This is a genomic window from Bradyrhizobium sp. HKCCYLS3013 (genome assembly GCF_051167615.1).
In the GTDB taxonomy this organism is placed as follows: Bacteria; Pseudomonadota; Alphaproteobacteria; order Rhizobiales; family Xanthobacteraceae; genus Bradyrhizobium.
The window spans coordinates 29,180-43,098 of record NZ_JBNPTK010000004.1 but is presented as its reverse complement, the minus strand read 5'-3'; the positions used below and the strand labels follow the sequence as shown (position 1 = coordinate 43,098).

At 65.6% G+C, this 13,919-nt stretch carries 15 protein-coding genes; 12 read left to right on the top strand and 3 right to left on the bottom strand.

What is annotated here, in order from left to right; genetic code table 11:
• Positions 1 to 135 precede the first annotated feature (135 nt).
• The 9 genes from secY (at position 136) to ACQR1F_RS09180 (ending at position 7,963) form a co-directional block, all read left to right on the top strand.
• A complete protein-coding gene (gene secY, locus ACQR1F_RS09220; RefSeq protein WP_315714557.1) occupies positions 136 to 1,470 on the top strand; it encodes a preprotein translocase subunit SecY in 1,335 nt (444 codons plus the stop codon).
• Positions 1,471 to 1,554: 84 nt separating this feature from the next.
• Positions 1,555 to 2,424, top strand: coding sequence for an adenylate kinase (locus tag ACQR1F_RS09215; protein WP_316177111.1), 870 nt, complete (start codon positions 1,555 to 1,557; stop codon positions 2,422 to 2,424).
• Between the two features lie 195 nt (positions 2,425 to 2,619).
• The gene (gene rpsM, locus ACQR1F_RS09210; protein WP_315714555.1) at positions 2,620 to 2,988 is read left to right on the top strand and encodes a 30S ribosomal protein S13; all 369 of its coding nucleotides are present in this window, start codon (positions 2,620 to 2,622) and stop codon (positions 2,986 to 2,988) included.
• Positions 2,989 to 3,117: 129 nt separating this feature from the next.
• Entirely contained in the window at positions 3,118 to 3,507 is a 390-nt protein-coding gene (rpsK, locus tag ACQR1F_RS09205; protein ID WP_006611861.1) for a 30S ribosomal protein S11, read from the top strand.
• Positions 3,508 to 3,619: 112 nt separating this feature from the next.
• The gene (locus ACQR1F_RS09200; protein WP_315800968.1) at positions 3,620 to 4,651 is read left to right on the top strand and encodes a DNA-directed RNA polymerase subunit alpha; all 1,032 of its coding nucleotides are present in this window, start codon (positions 3,620 to 3,622) and stop codon (positions 4,649 to 4,651) included.
• Positions 4,652 to 4,768: 117 nt separating this feature from the next.
• Positions 4,769 to 5,182 (top strand): 50S ribosomal protein L17, encoded by a 414-nt coding sequence (gene rplQ, locus ACQR1F_RS09195; protein ID WP_006611863.1) that lies wholly within the window; start codon positions 4,769 to 4,771, stop codon positions 5,180 to 5,182.
• Between the two features lie 322 nt (positions 5,183 to 5,504).
• Positions 5,505 to 6,299 carry an SDR family NAD(P)-dependent oxidoreductase gene (locus tag ACQR1F_RS09190; RefSeq protein WP_434912898.1) on the top strand — a complete coding sequence of 265 codons (795 nt, stop codon included), beginning with the start codon at positions 5,505 to 5,507 and terminating at the stop codon, positions 6,297 to 6,299.
• 8 nt (positions 6,300 to 6,307) lie between these two features.
• The gene (locus tag ACQR1F_RS09185) at positions 6,308 to 6,604 is read left to right on the top strand and encodes a DUF1330 domain-containing protein (RefSeq protein ID WP_316216042.1); all 297 of its coding nucleotides are present in this window, start codon (positions 6,308 to 6,310) and stop codon (positions 6,602 to 6,604) included.
• A 21-nt stretch (positions 6,605 to 6,625) separates the two neighbouring features.
• Entirely contained in the window at positions 6,626 to 7,963 is a 1,338-nt protein-coding gene (locus ACQR1F_RS09180) for a chloride channel protein (RefSeq protein ID WP_315800965.1), read from the top strand.
• 139 nt (positions 7,964 to 8,102) lie between these two features.
• On the opposite strand, the gene ACQR1F_RS09175 is transcribed toward ACQR1F_RS09180, so the two are convergent.
• A complete protein-coding gene (locus tag ACQR1F_RS09175) occupies positions 8,103 to 9,566 on the bottom strand; it encodes a hypothetical protein (RefSeq protein ID WP_434884233.1) in 1,464 nt (487 codons plus the stop codon).
• Positions 9,567 to 9,928: 362 nt separating this feature from the next.
• On the opposite strand from ACQR1F_RS09175, the gene ACQR1F_RS09170 reads away from it, so the two are divergent.
• The gene (locus tag ACQR1F_RS09170) at positions 9,929 to 10,225 is read left to right on the top strand and encodes a hypothetical protein (protein WP_434912897.1); all 297 of its coding nucleotides are present in this window, start codon (positions 9,929 to 9,931) and stop codon (positions 10,223 to 10,225) included.
• An 81-nt stretch (positions 10,226 to 10,306) separates the two neighbouring features.
• Here the strand turns inward: ACQR1F_RS09170 and chrA are convergent, their stop codons facing one another.
• Entirely contained in the window at positions 10,307 to 11,536 is a 1,230-nt protein-coding gene (gene chrA / locus ACQR1F_RS09165; RefSeq protein WP_434912896.1) for a chromate efflux transporter, read from the bottom strand.
• A gap of 211 nt (positions 11,537 to 11,747) precedes the next feature.
• Here chrA and ACQR1F_RS09160 point away from each other — a divergent pair, with 211 nt between their 5' ends.
• The gene (locus ACQR1F_RS09160) at positions 11,748 to 12,143 is read left to right on the top strand and encodes a hypothetical protein (RefSeq protein WP_315800961.1); all 396 of its coding nucleotides are present in this window, start codon (positions 11,748 to 11,750) and stop codon (positions 12,141 to 12,143) included.
• Between the two features lie 238 nt (positions 12,144 to 12,381).
• Here the strand turns inward: ACQR1F_RS09160 and ACQR1F_RS09155 are convergent, their stop codons facing one another.
• Positions 12,382 to 13,398 carry a zinc-binding alcohol dehydrogenase family protein gene (locus ACQR1F_RS09155; RefSeq protein WP_434912895.1) on the bottom strand — a complete coding sequence of 339 codons (1,017 nt, stop codon included), beginning with the start codon at positions 13,396 to 13,398 and terminating at the stop codon, positions 12,382 to 12,384.
• Positions 13,399 to 13,515: 117 nt separating this feature from the next.
• On the opposite strand from ACQR1F_RS09155, the gene ACQR1F_RS09150 reads away from it, so the two are divergent.
• A complete protein-coding gene (locus ACQR1F_RS09150) occupies positions 13,516 to 13,893 on the top strand; it encodes a winged helix-turn-helix transcriptional regulator (protein WP_431334774.1) in 378 nt (125 codons plus the stop codon).
• Positions 13,894 to 13,919 lie beyond the last annotated feature (26 nt).

Here is a 13,919-nt window from a genome sequence, read left to right as displayed (position 1 = left end):
GCCGGCTTGTGCTGGAGAGGGCAGGGCAATGGACAGAACGCGCTCGCGTACCAGATAATATCCGACGTCTGCCCAAGCCTCGCGAGCCCTCGCGGGGCTGATGCGGTCAAGAAGGGCGGCGGGAGAAAGCTAGACATGGCCTCAGCAGCGGAACAACTGGCGGCAAACCTCAATTTCGGCGCGCTCGCGAAGGCCGATGAGCTGAAGAAGCGCATCTGGTTCACCCTCGGCGCGCTGCTGGTCTACCGCCTCGGCACCTACATTCCGCTGCCCGGCATCGACCCGAACATCTGGGACTCGGTGTTCCGCACCCAGGCCGGCGGCATTCTCGGCATGTTCAACATGTTCGCCGGCGGCGGCATTCACCGCATGGCGATCTTCGCGCTGAACATCATGCCGTACATCTCGGCATCGATCATCATTCAGCTGCTCACCACCGTCTCGCCCCAGCTCGAGGCCCTCAAGAAAGAGGGTGAGGCTGGCCGCAAGATGCTGAACCAGTACACCCGCTATCTGACGGTGATCCTGGCTGCCGTGCAGTCCTACGGCATCGCCGTCGGCCTCGAAGGCGCCGGCAACGTCGTCGCCGATCCCGGCCTGTTCTTCCGCCTCTCGACCGCGATCACGCTGACCGGCGGCACCATGTTCCTGATGTGGCTCGGCGAGCAGATCACCTCGCGCGGCATCGGCAACGGCATCTCGCTGATCATCCTGTCCGGCATCGTCGCGGAGCTGCCCTCTGCACTCGCCAACATGCTGGAACTCGGCCGCCAGGGCGCGCTGTCGACCGGCCTGATCCTGATCGTCATCGTGATGGCGGTTGCCGTGATCGCCTTCATCGTGTTCGTGGAGCGCGCCCAGCGCCGGCTCCTGATCCAGTATCCGAAGCGCCAGGTCGGCAACAAGATGTTCGAAGGCCAGTCCTCGCATCTGCCGCTGAAGCTGAACACCTCGGGCGTGATCCCGCCGATCTTCGCCTCGTCGCTGCTGCTGCTGCCGACCACGGTCGCCAATTTCAACGCCGGCAAGGGACCGGAGTGGTTCCAGTGGATCACCACCCAGCTCGGTCACGGCCGGCCGCTGTTCCTGGTGCTGTATCTGGCGCTGATTCTGTTCTTCGCTTTCTTCTACACCGCGATCGTGTTCAACCCGACCGAGACCGCCGACAATCTGAAGAAGCATGGCGGCTTTATCCCGGGCATCAGGCCGGGCGAGCGCACCGCGGAATATATCGATTACGTGCTGTCGCGGATCACCGTGCTCGGCGCCATCTATCTGGCGATCGTGTGTCTGATCCCGGAAATTCTGATTTCCTACGCTTCCGTCCCGTTCTACTTTGGTGGCACTTCGCTTCTGATCGTGGTCAGCGTTACGATGGATACCGTGGCGCAGGTTCAGGGTTATCTGCTCGCCCATCAGTATGAGGGGCTGATCAGGAAGTCGAAGTTGCGGGGGCGCCGCCGCGGATAGCGGCGGATCGCGGCCCGGGAACCACCAAGCCAAGAACAAGGTGTGCGGGAGGGTCGCTCACCGTGTGCCGGGGGGCGAAATTCGATGAGACTCATTCTTCTGGGGCCGCCCGGTTCGGGCAAGGGGACGCAGGCGCAGCGCCTGGTCCAGCAATACGGCATCGTTCAGCTGTCGACCGGCGACATGCTGCGCGCCGCGGTCGCCGCTCAGACGCCGATCGGGCTCAAGGCCAAGGACATCATGGCGGCGGGCGGTCTGGTGCCTGACGAGGTCGTGGTCGGCATCATCGCGGACCGGATCGAGCAGCCGGACGCCGCCAATGGCTTCATCCTTGACGGCTTCCCGCGCACGGTGCCGCAGGCCGAGGCGCTGGATGCGCTGCTGAAGCAGAAGCAGATGAAGCTCGACGCGGTGATCGAGCTCCGGGTCAATGAGGGCGTGCTGCTTGAGCGCGTCGAGCGCCGGGCCGCCGAGACCCGCGCGCGCGGCGAGGCTGTGCGGGCCGATGATACGCCGGAGGTCCTGACCAAGCGCCTGGCCAGCTACCGCGACCAGACCGAGCCTCTGATCCACTATTATTCGGACCACCGGATGCTGGCGACCGTCGACGGCATGATGCCGATCGAGCAGGTCACCGAGGAGATCGGACGGATCCTGGCCGCCGTCGGTAACACCGGCGGCAGCCGGGCGGCGAAGAAGGCGAGCCCGGCCAAGCGCAGTGCCAAGGCTGCGGGGAAGACCGCGCCGGCCAAATCGGCCAAGAAGGTCGCTAAAAAGGCTCCGAAGGCGCCTGCGCCGACGAAAAAGGCCGCAAAGACAGCCAAAAAGGGAGCAAAGGCGGCCCCCAAGAAAGCCTCCAAGGCCTCGAAGAAGGCTCCCAAGCTCGCTGCCAAGGCGGCCAAGGGAACCCGGAAAACCTCTGCAAAGGCTGCAAAAAAGCGCGCCAAGAGGTGATCGAATCTTGTAGGGGCGGTTGACGACCGCCGTGTGAATCCATTAATAAGCCCGCATCCAAGTCGGATGGTTTTCCAAAGATGCCGGGCCCCACGAATCGAGGGGTGGGCGTCTTGTTCGCGTTTGCGGACGCCTGCCCGAGATAGCGAGAACGAAGGCCGGTCCATCCTGGGATCGGTGACAGGAGAGAAGTCCGTGGCCCGTATTGCCGGTGTCAACATCCCGACCAACAAGCGCGTTCTGATCGCGCTCCAGTATATCCATGGCATCGGCCCGAAGATCGCGGGCGAGATCATTGACAAGGTCAAGATCGCCGAGGATCGTCGCGTCAACCAGTTGAGCGACCAGGAAGTCCTGCAGATCCGCGAAATCATCGACCGCGACTACGTCGTCGAGGGCGACCTGCGGCGCGAGACCGGCATCAACATCAAGCGTCTGATGGACCTCGGCTGCTATCGCGGCCTGCGCCATCGCCGCGGTCTGCCGGTGCGCGGCCAGCGCACCCACACCAATGCGCGCACGCGCAAGGGACCGGCCAAGGCGATTGCCGGCAAGAAGAAGTAATCTGGCGAACTGCTGATGGCGGGTGGCGGATAGGGGTGATCCCTATTCGCTACTCGCTATTCACCATTCGCCTTTCTGGTGTAGCCGCTGGCACTACGGCGGCGTTGAGATCTCGAGAAAGGTACTTATATGGCCAAGGAAGCCGCACGCGTCCGCCGTCGTGAGCGCAAGAACATCGCCTCCGGCGTCGCCCACGTGAATTCGTCGTTCAACAACACCACCATCACCATCACCGATGCGCAGGGCAACACCATTGCCTGGTCGTCGGCCGGCACGATGGGGTTCAAGGGATCGCGCAAGTCGACCCCGTATGCCGCGCAGGTCGCGGCGGAGGACGTGTCCAAGAAGGCTCAGGAACACGGCATGCGCACCCTCGAGGTCGAGGTTGCCGGCCCTGGCTCCGGCCGTGAATCGGCGCTCCGTGCGCTGCAGGCTGCGGGTTTCACCGTCACCTCGATCCGCGACGTGACGACGATCCCGCACAATGGTTGCCGCCCGCGCAAGCGTCGGCGCGTCTAATCTGAAAGAGGCGGACAGCATGTCCGCCTCGTCGTGCTTTTGAGACATTTCGACTGCCGCGATCTGAAGCGCGGTTCTCCAACGCCAGTCAGTCAGATCCCATGACTGGCCCATGGGTGAAACAGTGACGATCCAGAAGAATTGGCAAGAATTGATTCGGCCGAACAAGCTCCAGGTCACGCCGGGCTCCGACGCGACCCGTTTCGCCACCGTGGTTGCCGAGCCGCTGGAGCGCGGTTTCGGCCAGACGCTCGGCAATGCGCTGCGCCGCATCCTGCTGTCGTCGCTGCAGGGCGCCGCTGTGCAGTCGGTGCACATCGACGGCGTGCTGCACGAGTTCTCCTCGATCGCCGGTGTCCGCGAGGACGTCACCGACATCGTGCTGAACATCAAGGACATCGCGATCAAGATGCAGGGCGAAGGCCCGAAGCGGATGGTCGTGAAGAAGCAGGGTCCGGGCGCGGTCACCGCCGGCGACATCCAGACCGTCGGCGATATCGTCGTTCTGAACCCCGACCTGCAGCTCTGCACTCTGGACGAGGGCGCCGAGATCCGCATGGAGTTCACGGTCGCGACCGGCAAGGGCTATGTCGCCGCCGATCGTAACCGTCCCGAGGACGCGCCGATCGGCCTGATCCCGGTCGACAGCCTGTTCTCTCCGGTCCGCAAGGTCTCCTACAAGGTCGAGAACACCCGCGAGGGCCAGATCCTCGACTACGACAAGCTGACCATGACGATCGAGACCAACGGCGCGATCTCGCCGGAGGACGCGGTGGCCTATGCCGCGCGCATCCTGCAGGATCAGCTCAACGTGTTCGTCAACTTCGAAGAGCCGCGCAAGGAAGTCGCTCAGGAGATCATCCCGGACCTCGCCTTCAACCCGGCCTTCCTCAAGAAGGTGGACGAGCTCGAGCTGTCGGTGCGTTCGGCGAACTGCCTGAAGAACGACAACATCGTCTATATCGGCGACCTCGTGCAGAAGTCGGAAGCGGAAATGCTGCGCACCCCGAACTTCGGCCGCAAATCGCTGAACGAGATCAAGGAAGTGCTGGCCCAGATGGGTCTGCATCTCGGCATGGAAGTGCCCGGCTGGCCGCCGGAGAACATCGACGAGCTGGCCAAGCGCTTCGAGGATCACTACTGAGCGGCGGGCGGGTAGGGTCCTACCCGCCACCGTAACCACCCGGGCGAACGCAGGCAGCCCACCTGAGCAACATGTCCGACGAACCGTCGCGGCAGATTGAAATGAAGGACTAACACTATGCGTCACGGCAAGGTTCATCGGAAGCTCAACCGCACCGCCGAGCACCGCAAGGCGATGTTCGCCAACATGTGCGCCGCGCTGATCAAGCACGAGCAGATCGTCACCACGCTGCCGAAGGCCAAGGAGCTGCGGCCGATCGTCGAGAAGCTCGTCACCCTCGGCAAGAAGGGCGGACTCGCGCTGCGCCGTCAGGCGATCGCCGAGATGCGCGACGTCGACCAGGTCAAGAAGCTGTTCGACGTGCTGGCGCCCCGCTACAAGGACCGCAACGGCGGCTACACCCGCATCATCAAGGCCGGCTTCCGCTACGGCGACAACGCCGCGATGGCCGTGATCGAGTTCGTCGACCGCGACGTCGATGCCAAGGGGCAGGATTCCGGCCCGGTGCAGGAGACCTCGGAAGCCGCGTAAGCGGCGATCCGACCCGAGTTTTCAGAACGGCGCCTTCGGGCGCCGTTTTCGTTTGAGGGTGGTCGCTTCTAGGGTGGGCAAAGACGGGTCGACGCCGTCGCCTCGCACGTGCTCTTGGCGGCGCCGCGCCCGCCATCTCACCGAGAATTCGTCGATCGATGGTGGGCCCGCCGCCGCCTTCGGCGGCCGCTTTGCTCACCCTACGGAGGCCGCCGGCGGCATTTGCGCGCGCCATTCACCGTTCTTCTCGAGGATCAGCTCTGCGTTGCGTTGGCGCGACGACGCCCCACATCCGTTGCTTCAGCACAACGGAGAGCTGCTCATGCACATCGACCTCTCGGGAAAGACCGCCCTCGTCACGGGTTCGACCGCCGGCATCGGTTTTGCCATCGCCAAGGGGCTTGCCGCGGCAGGCGCGGAGGTCGTCGTCAATGGTCGCAGCCAAGCCCGGGTCGATGAGGCGGTCGCGAAGCTCAAGCAGCTTGTCCCTGCCGCCAGCCTGCGCGGCGTCGTCGGCGACGTCGCTCGGATCGACGGCTGCAACGCCATCGTCACCGCGCTCCCCGAGGTCGACATCCTCGTCAACAATGCCGGCATCTTCGAGCCCAAGGACTTCTTCGACATTCCCGACGAGGATTGGAGCCGCTTCTTCGAGACCAACGTGATGTCCGGCGTGCGCATGGCACGCGCCTACATGCAGGGCATGCTGAAGCGCAACTGGGGCCGCATCATCTTCATTTCCTCGGAGTCCGGGGTGAACATTCCGACCGAGATGATCCACTACGGCACGACCAAGACCGCCCAACTCGCGATCTCGCGCGGGCTTGCCAAGCTGACCCGCGGCACCGGCGTCACGGTCAACGCGGTGCTGCCGGGTCCGACGATGTCGGAGGGCGTCGAGACCTTCGTCAAGGATCTCGCCCGCCAGAACGGCCAGTCGGAGGAGGAGGCGGCCTCGTCCTTCGTCAAGCAGCACCGGCCGGCCTCGCTGCTGCAGCGCTTCGCCAGCGTCGACGAGATCGCCAGCATGGTCGTCTATGCCGCCTCGCAGCAGGCCTCCGCCACCAACGGAGCCGCGCTACGCGCCGAGGGCGGCATCCTCGACACCATCGCCTGAGGCCGGCCATGGCGGCTTACGTCATCTCCGAGGCCGAGGTTCGCGACGCCCAAGCGATGGAGCGCTACCGCATGCTCGCGGCGCGCTCGATCGCGCAGTATGGCGGGCGCTATCTGGTCCGCGGCGGGATCTCCGAGACGGTCGAAGGCGGTCCGCCGGCCAAGACCCTCATCATCGTCGAGTTCCCGTCGATGGCCCGGCTGCGCGAATGGTATGCGTCGGCCGAATACGCCGACGCCCTGGGCGAGCGCGGGAAGGCGCTGGACCGCCGGCTGATTTTCGTCGAGGGTGCTGCACCTGCGTAGAGAACGGACTCCGTTGCGCCCATGCTGACCATCACCCCCCGCCGCAAGCGTTGGCTCAAGCTGACCTCGGCGCGCTGGCAGCGGCGGGTGCTGTTCGTGGCCGGCGGCCTGGTGGTGGGCGCGGCGGCCGTGGCCCTGGCGGAGCTCGCCGACCTGGCCCAGCTCGCCTTCAACTGGCTGCTGTCGAAATCACGCTACGCCTCACTGATCGTGACGCCCGCCGGCTTCGCGCTGTCGGTCTACCTGACCCAGCGCTTCTTCCCGAACGCGCAAGGCAGCGGCATCCCTCAGGCGATCGCCGCTCGGCACCTGACCGACACGAGCGCGCGCAGCCCGCTGGTGTCGATCCGCATCGCCATCGGCAAGGTGCTCTTGACCCTGCTGGGGCTGCTGTGCGGCGGCTCGGTCGGCCGCGAGGGCCCGACAGTGCAGGTCGGCGCCTCCATCATGTTCGCGCTCGGCCGGCTATCGCCGCGGCGGCAGCCGGGCTTGATCCTGGCCGGCGCCGCCGCCGGGGTCGCGGCCGCCTTCAACACGCCGCTCGCCGGCATCGTGTTCGGCATCGAGGAGATGAGTCGTGCCTTCGAGACGCGGACCTCGAGCCTCATCATCGCCACCGTGATCGCCGCGGGCCTGACCTCGCTGGCCCTGATGGGCAATTACGCCTATTTCGGCACGACGCCGATCGCGCTCGGCAAGGGCATCGACTGGCTGGCGGTGCCCGTCTGCGGGGTCCTGGGCGGCGCCGCCGGCGGCCTGTTCAGCCGCATCCTGATCACCATGGCGCGCGGACTGCCCGGCGCTGGCGGCCGCCTCATCAAACGCCACCCGCTGCCGTTCGCGCTCGCCTGCGGCTTTGCCGTCGCGCTGTGCGGGCTGGCCTCGGGCGATACGGTCTACGGCACCGGCTATGCACAGGTGAAAGGCGCGCTGGAGACCGGCACGCCGCTGCCGAGCGATTTCGGCGTGCTGAAATTCCTCGCCACCACCTTTGCCGCGATCAGCGGCATTCCCGGCGGCATCTTCGCGCCGTCGCTGGCGGTCGGGGCGGGCATCGGCGCCAACGTCGCCAGCCTGTTCCAGCAGTCGCCGCTGGCGCCGATCATGCTGCTCGGCATGGTCGCCTATTTCGCCGGCGTGGTGCAGGCGCCGATCACCGCCTTCGTCATCGTCACCGAGATGACCGACAACCACGCCATGGTGGTGCCGCTGATGATGGCGTCGCTGATCGCCTACGGCACCTCGCGCCTGATCTGCGAGGAGGGGCTCTATCACGCCCTCGCCAAGGGCTTCGTCGCCAGAGCTGAGACGAAGGCTGAGGCAGCGCAGGAGCCGAAGCAGGTTGCCGCGCCATCCTGATCCCAGCGCTCAAGCAGCGGTTCGGAGCGCGCCGATAACCGGCGTCGGTTCAATCGCTTGATGGCAGATCCTGAGATCTGCCATCGGCTCGAAACGGCAGCGGCCCCGTTGCCGGCACCGCTGCGCAAGCGTCGTCGATCTACTTCCTGAACGGATCCGGCCGCATCAGGAGCCGGCCGGAGATCGAGTTCGGCACCTCGTAGGGCGAGCCGATCGACAGCACGTGGCTGAGCGCGATCAGCCGGTTCGGCAGCTTGGCCGGCGGCGGCGTCTGGAACGAATAGGACGTCGGGTTGTGGCACAGGAAGCAGTTCAGCACGTTCTTGATCGGCGTGTTGTCGGCGTTCTGCACGAAGGTCTCGGCGGTGGCGTTGGCGAGATTGACCGAGCCGACGGCGCTGGTCTGGTTGCTGTTCAGATTGTACGAGTTGGGGAGCATCCAGACGGTGCCGTCGAGGGCGTAGTTCGCGAACGTCGATTGCGGGCCCTTCAGGCCGGAGAGAAAGCCCTGGGCTTGCGCCGTGATCGCGAAGATGTTGCCGACGCCGTTGGGCTGGTTCTCGCCGCCGGTCTGGTTTTCGAGCACGACGTTGGTCACCGGCGTCAGCTTCTGGGTCGCCGGATCGAGCCGCAGTTGCGGCCGGTTGGCGCCGGGCGATGCTGCGATGTTGACCTGCGAGAACGGCGTGCCGCCCTTGTAGAGCGTATAGCTCTTCGGATCCGAGCGGCTTGCCGAGGGCGCGAAGGTGTTGTCCGGCGTCTGCGGTGAGTTGTTCTTCAGCTCGAACGTGCCCCACAGGAATTCAGGGTGGTTCTCGGTGTAGCCGACGACGTGCAGGCCGACCAGCGCCACCGTCACCGTGACGAATTTGCCGGGCGCCGGCCGGATCGTGATCAGGCCGGGGGTGACGTTGTTCTCCAGCACCGGCACCTGTGCCTGGGTCGTATAGGCGCCCGCGGGCGGCGCCTGGCCGGGGTCGAGCCGCAGCCACGTCGCCTTGAACACTGCATCGCCCACGGCGAAGGAGGAATCTGCCGGCTGGCTCTGGTAGCCGCCGGTCGCGATCAGGTTCTTGCGGGCGGTGTTGAAATAGCTCTGGTTCATGTGAACCGAGGCGTAGACGGGATAGCCGTTCTGCGCGACCAGCATGTTGCCGTCGGCTTCGACGATGGCGCCGGCGCCTTCGGTGAAGCCGGCCATGCCGTGGAAGACCTGGGCACGGGCCGCCAAGGTCAGCGGGCGCGGCCGTGGGGCGCCGGCATTCTCGGCGTTGTTGAGCAACTCGTCGGGCGTCGCCAAGGTCATGAACCGCGGCACGGCGGCGCCGGAGCCCGAATCCTTCACCAGAGCCGTCGCCCAGACGAACGCCTCCCACGACCATTGATGGAAATTGCAGTCCGGCGTCGGGATGGTCTTGGTGTCGGAGGTGGGGAAGGCGGCGTCCGGCTTGAGATAACTGCCAAGTCCCTCCGACCAGCCGAAGGCCGGGCAGTTCTTCGCCGGCGGAGGCGGGGCGGCGCTCGCAGGGCTGAGGGCGCCGGCAAGGCCGCTTGCGGTGACGGTCGTCGCGAAAGTGAGCATGAGCCACTGAATCGTTCTCATGGCCGGTCTCCATGGATGTGCGCGCTGGGATGGGCTGTTGGTCTCGCCGCCATGCGTCGCCAATGATTGTTAAAAATGATTCATTCAAAAGTAGTGCGCGGCGAACATGCACCCAAAGGTGAGATTTGCAAGACCGGCAGCTCACGCAAGCCGCAATTTTTTTGCGGAGGCCCCCGCGGCGTGACATGCGGCTCCACCCGACGATCGATCACTGCAGCATTCGTCGTCATCGGACGACACGGCCGCGTGTGAGCCCGGGCACGGTCGACACGGCCGATCGCGCGCATCCTGGCGGCCGTTCGCTGGAGCCGTGCGGACAATGACGTCTTCACGCCGGTGGACGACAACCACAGGAGAGTAAAATGAAGTCCATCATGGCCGCTGTGTTGCTGCTCGCGCTGACGTCGGGCGCAAGCCTTGCGGGCACGCCGCTGATCGATGCGCGTCAGCGCAACCAGTCACATCGCATCTACAATGGCATCGCGAGCGGGCGGCTGACCTATCCGGAGGCGCAGCAGCTCGTCCGCGGCCAGATCCACGTGCAGAAGCTGGAAAACAAGGCCAAGGCCGACGGCATGGTGACGCCGTTCGAGCGTGCACGCATCAACGTCGCGCAATCCGTGCAGGGCGCGCGCATCTTCTGGAAGAAGCATAATTAGCCGCGCACGGCAGCTCGCTGGGGGCAGAGCGCCGCTTCGGCGGCGCTTTGCCAACCACATGTGATGCGGCGGCACCGCCGCTTACACCAGCGCGGCCGCGACGCCGGCAATGGCGCTGAACGTCACCACGACGAGCGGCGGCGCGCGCCAGGCGACCAAGAGGACGAAACCGACCAGCGCGATGCCAAAATCTGCCGCGTTATGGACGGTGGTTGTCCAGACCGGGTTGTACAGGGCTGCTCCCAGCACACCGACGACCGCAGCGTTGACACCCCGCATCATGGCCTGGGCGCCGGCGCGCTTGCGGAACGAGTCCCAGAACGGCAGCGCGGCGAGCAGGACCAGCATGCCCGGAAGGAAGATTCCGAGGAGACCGAGCGCGGCCCCGATGATCTCATGCGGCTCCGGAGCGACCACGGTGCCGAGATAGGCGGCGAAGGTGAAGAGCGGGCCCGGGACGGCCTGCGCTGCACCGTAGCCGGCGAGAAAGGCGTCGTCGCTCAGCCAGCCTGGTCCGACGAAGGCTTCGCGCAACAGCGGCAGCACCACATGTCCACCGCCGAACACGAGCGCGCCGGAGCGATAGAACGCGTCGAACAAGGCAAGCGGCGTCGATCCCGTTGAGCCGCGCAGCAGCGGAAGTCCCGCCAACAGGACGACGAACAGCGCGAGCGCCATGAACCCCACGCTCCGCGACACCGGGATCGCGACGTGTCCCGACGGCGCCGCCTCGCCGCGGCACAGCCAGAGGCCGGCGAGTCCGCCGAGCACGATGGCCCCGATCTGCGCGGCCGAGGCCGAACTGAGCAGAATGATCAACGTTGCGGCGACCGCGATCGAGGCGCGCGTGCGATCGGGACAGAGCGTGCGCGCCATGCCCCAGACCGCCTGTGCGACGATGGCGACTGCGGTCAGCTTCAGCCCGTGCAGCAGGCCGCTGCCGATCGGTCCACTCAATCGGCCCGCACCATAGGCGAACAGGATGAGCACGGCGGCCGACGGCAAAGTGAAGCCGGTCCAGGCGGCGAGCGCACCGAGATAGCCGGCGCGCATCAGCCCGATGGAGAAGCCGACCTGGCTGCTGGCGGGACCGGGCAGGAACTGGCACAGCCCGACCAGATCGGCATAGGCATGCTCGTCGATCCATTTTCGCCTGACGACGAACTCGTCGCGGAAATAGCCGATATGGGCAATCGGCCCGCCGAAGCAGGTGAGGCCGAGCTTGAGGAAGATGCTGAGGACCTCGAGCGGCGATCCGCTGCGCGGGCCGCGATCGGCGGACGAATGGGTCTCTTGCTCGAGGCTGCTCACGGACGCCGTTCCAGATGCGAATGTCACGCTTCGTTAAAGGAGATCGGCCCGGCCGGCCAGTCCTCGCCCATCATGGCCTCGCGGCCCTCCGAATTATCGAATGCAGGGCGAATATGCAGCCCCTACATGCCGCGCTATGATCCATGATCAAGATCTGCCTGGAGGTTTCTTGTTTCCGGACCCTTCCATCAAATGGCGTCCTTACCCTTCGATGATCGACGGCATCGAACGACCGCCTGCGGTCTTCGATCAAGGTCTCTGGCGCGGCGTGCTTCACCTGATCGTCGTGGCATCGCCGCCCGGTTTGCGCGCCTACGGCATCGAGATCGCGTGCCAGATCTATGCCGGGTTCGAAGAGGTCGCTTACGCGGTGTCGGCGCATGGCGCCGACACCGTCGTGTACGACGGCGGCGTCTATATCAAGGAGGCCGGGCAATCGGCCTTGTTGAATGCCTATGAGGCGATCGATCCGGTCGGCCGTCGACCCCGGCATTTCAGTTTCGTCGGCAGTGAGTACTGCTACGAGGCGCTCGGCTTTTCCGAGCCGGTGATCAGGGCGTTCAGCACTCCCGATGAGGCCTACGCTTGGGGACCAGCGCGGCAATGAGCGACCGGACGCCGTTGCCGCCGCGGGGAGAAGATGGCCATCGCGCTTTGGGACCTATGAGGCTTGTTAGTTGAGGGGGAGCGGTGCCGTAGGGTGGGCAAAGCGGCCGCCGTCAGGCGGCAGCGTGCCCACCGTCCGTCAGCGAGCGCACCGGCGAGATGGTGGGCACGGCGCCACCGCGACCTCGAACGTGGAGAGACCTGAGCCACGCCTTTGCCCACCCTATGAGCGCTATTACTTAACCCCACCCCTCCAGCACGATCTTGCCGCGCGATGTGTTGCTCTCGATCAGCGCATGGGCGCGCTTGAGGTTGGCGGCGTTGATGGTGCCGTAGTTGTCGCCGAGGGTGGTGCGGATCACGCCCTCGTCGATGAGATCAGAGACATCGTTGAGCAGGTTGTGCTGCGCGATGATATCGGGCGTCGTGAACGAGGAGCGCGTGAACATCGATTCCCAGTGGATCGAGATCGCCTTGCCCTTGAAGGCTGCGAGTGAGAACTCGGCGGGATCGTCGATCAGGCCGAACTTGCCCTGCGGCGCCATGAAGTCGGCGATCGCCTTGTAGTGCTGGTCGGTGTGGGTGAGGCTCGCGATGAGGCTGACCGGCGGCAGCTTCAGTGCGTCGATCTGCGCCTTCATCGGCTTGCCATGGTCGATCACGGCGTGGGCGCCGAGCTTCAGGCACCAGTCGCGCGACTCGGGCCGGGTGGCGGTGGCGAGCACGGTCAGGCCGGTGAGGCGGCGCGACAGCTGGATCAGGATCGAGCCGACGCCGCCGGCGGCGCCCGTGATCAGCAAGGTGCGGTCATCGAGGCTCTTGCCGGGGACGGCGCCGAGCCGGTCGAACAGCAGCTCCCACGCGGTGATCGAGGTCAGGGGCAGGGCGGCGGCCTCGGCGAACGACAGGCTCTTCGGCTTGCGGCCGACGATGCGCTCGTCGACCAGATGGAATTCGGCATTGGTACCCTGGCGCAGGATCGAGCCGGCGTAGAACACCTCGTCACCGGGCTTGAACAGGCTCACGTCCGGGCCGACAGCCTCGACCACGCCAGCGGCGTCATAGCCCAGGATCTTGGTTTCGCCGGCGGGCGGTGCGGCGCGCTTGCGCACCTTGGTGTCGACCGGATTGACCGATACCGCCTTCACTGCGACGCGGATGTCGCGTCCCTTCGGCTCGGGTTTGGCGGTCTCGAAGTCGAACAGCGCGCGGTCCTCGGTGATGGGGAGCGACTGCTGGTATCCGACGGCCTTCATGAACAACCTCCTGGTTGGCTTGGCGATAGGATCTGTTTGTCCTTCTGGCGTCATTTCAGCAAGTACTGTAAAAATGGGGAACTAGTCCCCGTTTGGATACTATTGGGCCAAAACGCGATGAAACGGAAGAATTTCACCCGCCGTCCGGGCTGCGCGGTCGAAGCCACGCTCGATCTGATCGACGGCAAGTGGAAGGGCGTGATCCTCTACCACCTGCAGGGCGGCAGCCAGCGCTTCGGCGAGCTGCGCCGCCTGATGCCCGGCATCACCCAGCGCATGCTGACCAAGCAGCTGCGGGCGCTCGAGGACGACGGGCTGGTGGTTCGCAAGGTCTATGCCGAGGTGCCGCCGCGGGTGGACTATACCCTGTCCGAGGTCGGCGAGAGCCTGCGGCCGGTGATCGAGGTCCTCAGGAGCTGGGGCGAGCGGCACCAGGAACGGCTGTCCTGCGGCCCCGTTGCAGAGACCATCAAAACGCCGCATCAGGCCGCCTGAGCTTGGCCGCGGCGGCCGTTCCGCCT

Bases quoted from the DNA above. Each gene is read 5' to 3' on its own strand.
- secY (WP_315714557.1), top strand. From the start codon at position 136: ATGGCCTCAGCAGCGGAACAACTGGCGGCAAACCTCAATTTCGGCGCG.
- ACQR1F_RS09215 (WP_316177111.1), top strand. From the start codon at position 1,555: ATGAGACTCATTCTTCTGGGGCCGCCCGGTTCGGGCAAGGGGACGCAG.
- rpsK (WP_006611861.1), top strand. From the start codon at position 3,118: ATGGCCAAGGAAGCCGCACGCGTCCGCCGTCGTGAGCGCAAGAACATC.
- ACQR1F_RS09200 (WP_315800968.1), top strand. From the start codon at position 3,620: ATGGGTGAAACAGTGACGATCCAGAAGAATTGGCAAGAATTGATTCGG.
- rplQ (WP_006611863.1), top strand. From the start codon at position 4,769: ATGCGTCACGGCAAGGTTCATCGGAAGCTCAACCGCACCGCCGAGCAC.
- ACQR1F_RS09190 (WP_434912898.1), top strand. From the start codon at position 5,505: ATGCACATCGACCTCTCGGGAAAGACCGCCCTCGTCACGGGTTCGACC.
- ACQR1F_RS09185 (WP_316216042.1), top strand. From the start codon at position 6,308: ATGGCGGCTTACGTCATCTCCGAGGCCGAGGTTCGCGACGCCCAAGCG.
- ACQR1F_RS09180 (WP_315800965.1), top strand. From the start codon at position 6,626: ATGCTGACCATCACCCCCCGCCGCAAGCGTTGGCTCAAGCTGACCTCG.
- ACQR1F_RS09175 (WP_434884233.1), bottom strand. From the start codon at position 9,566: ATGAGAACGATTCAGTGGCTCATGCTCACTTTCGCGACGACCGTCACC.
- ACQR1F_RS09170 (WP_434912897.1), top strand. From the start codon at position 9,929: ATGAAGTCCATCATGGCCGCTGTGTTGCTGCTCGCGCTGACGTCGGGC.
- ACQR1F_RS09160 (WP_315800961.1), top strand. From the start codon at position 11,748: ATGATCGACGGCATCGAACGACCGCCTGCGGTCTTCGATCAAGGTCTC.
- ACQR1F_RS09155 (WP_434912895.1), bottom strand. From the start codon at position 13,398: ATGAAGGCCGTCGGATACCAGCAGTCGCTCCCCATCACCGAGGACCGC.
- ACQR1F_RS09150 (WP_431334774.1), top strand. From the start codon at position 13,516: ATGAAACGGAAGAATTTCACCCGCCGTCCGGGCTGCGCGGTCGAAGCC.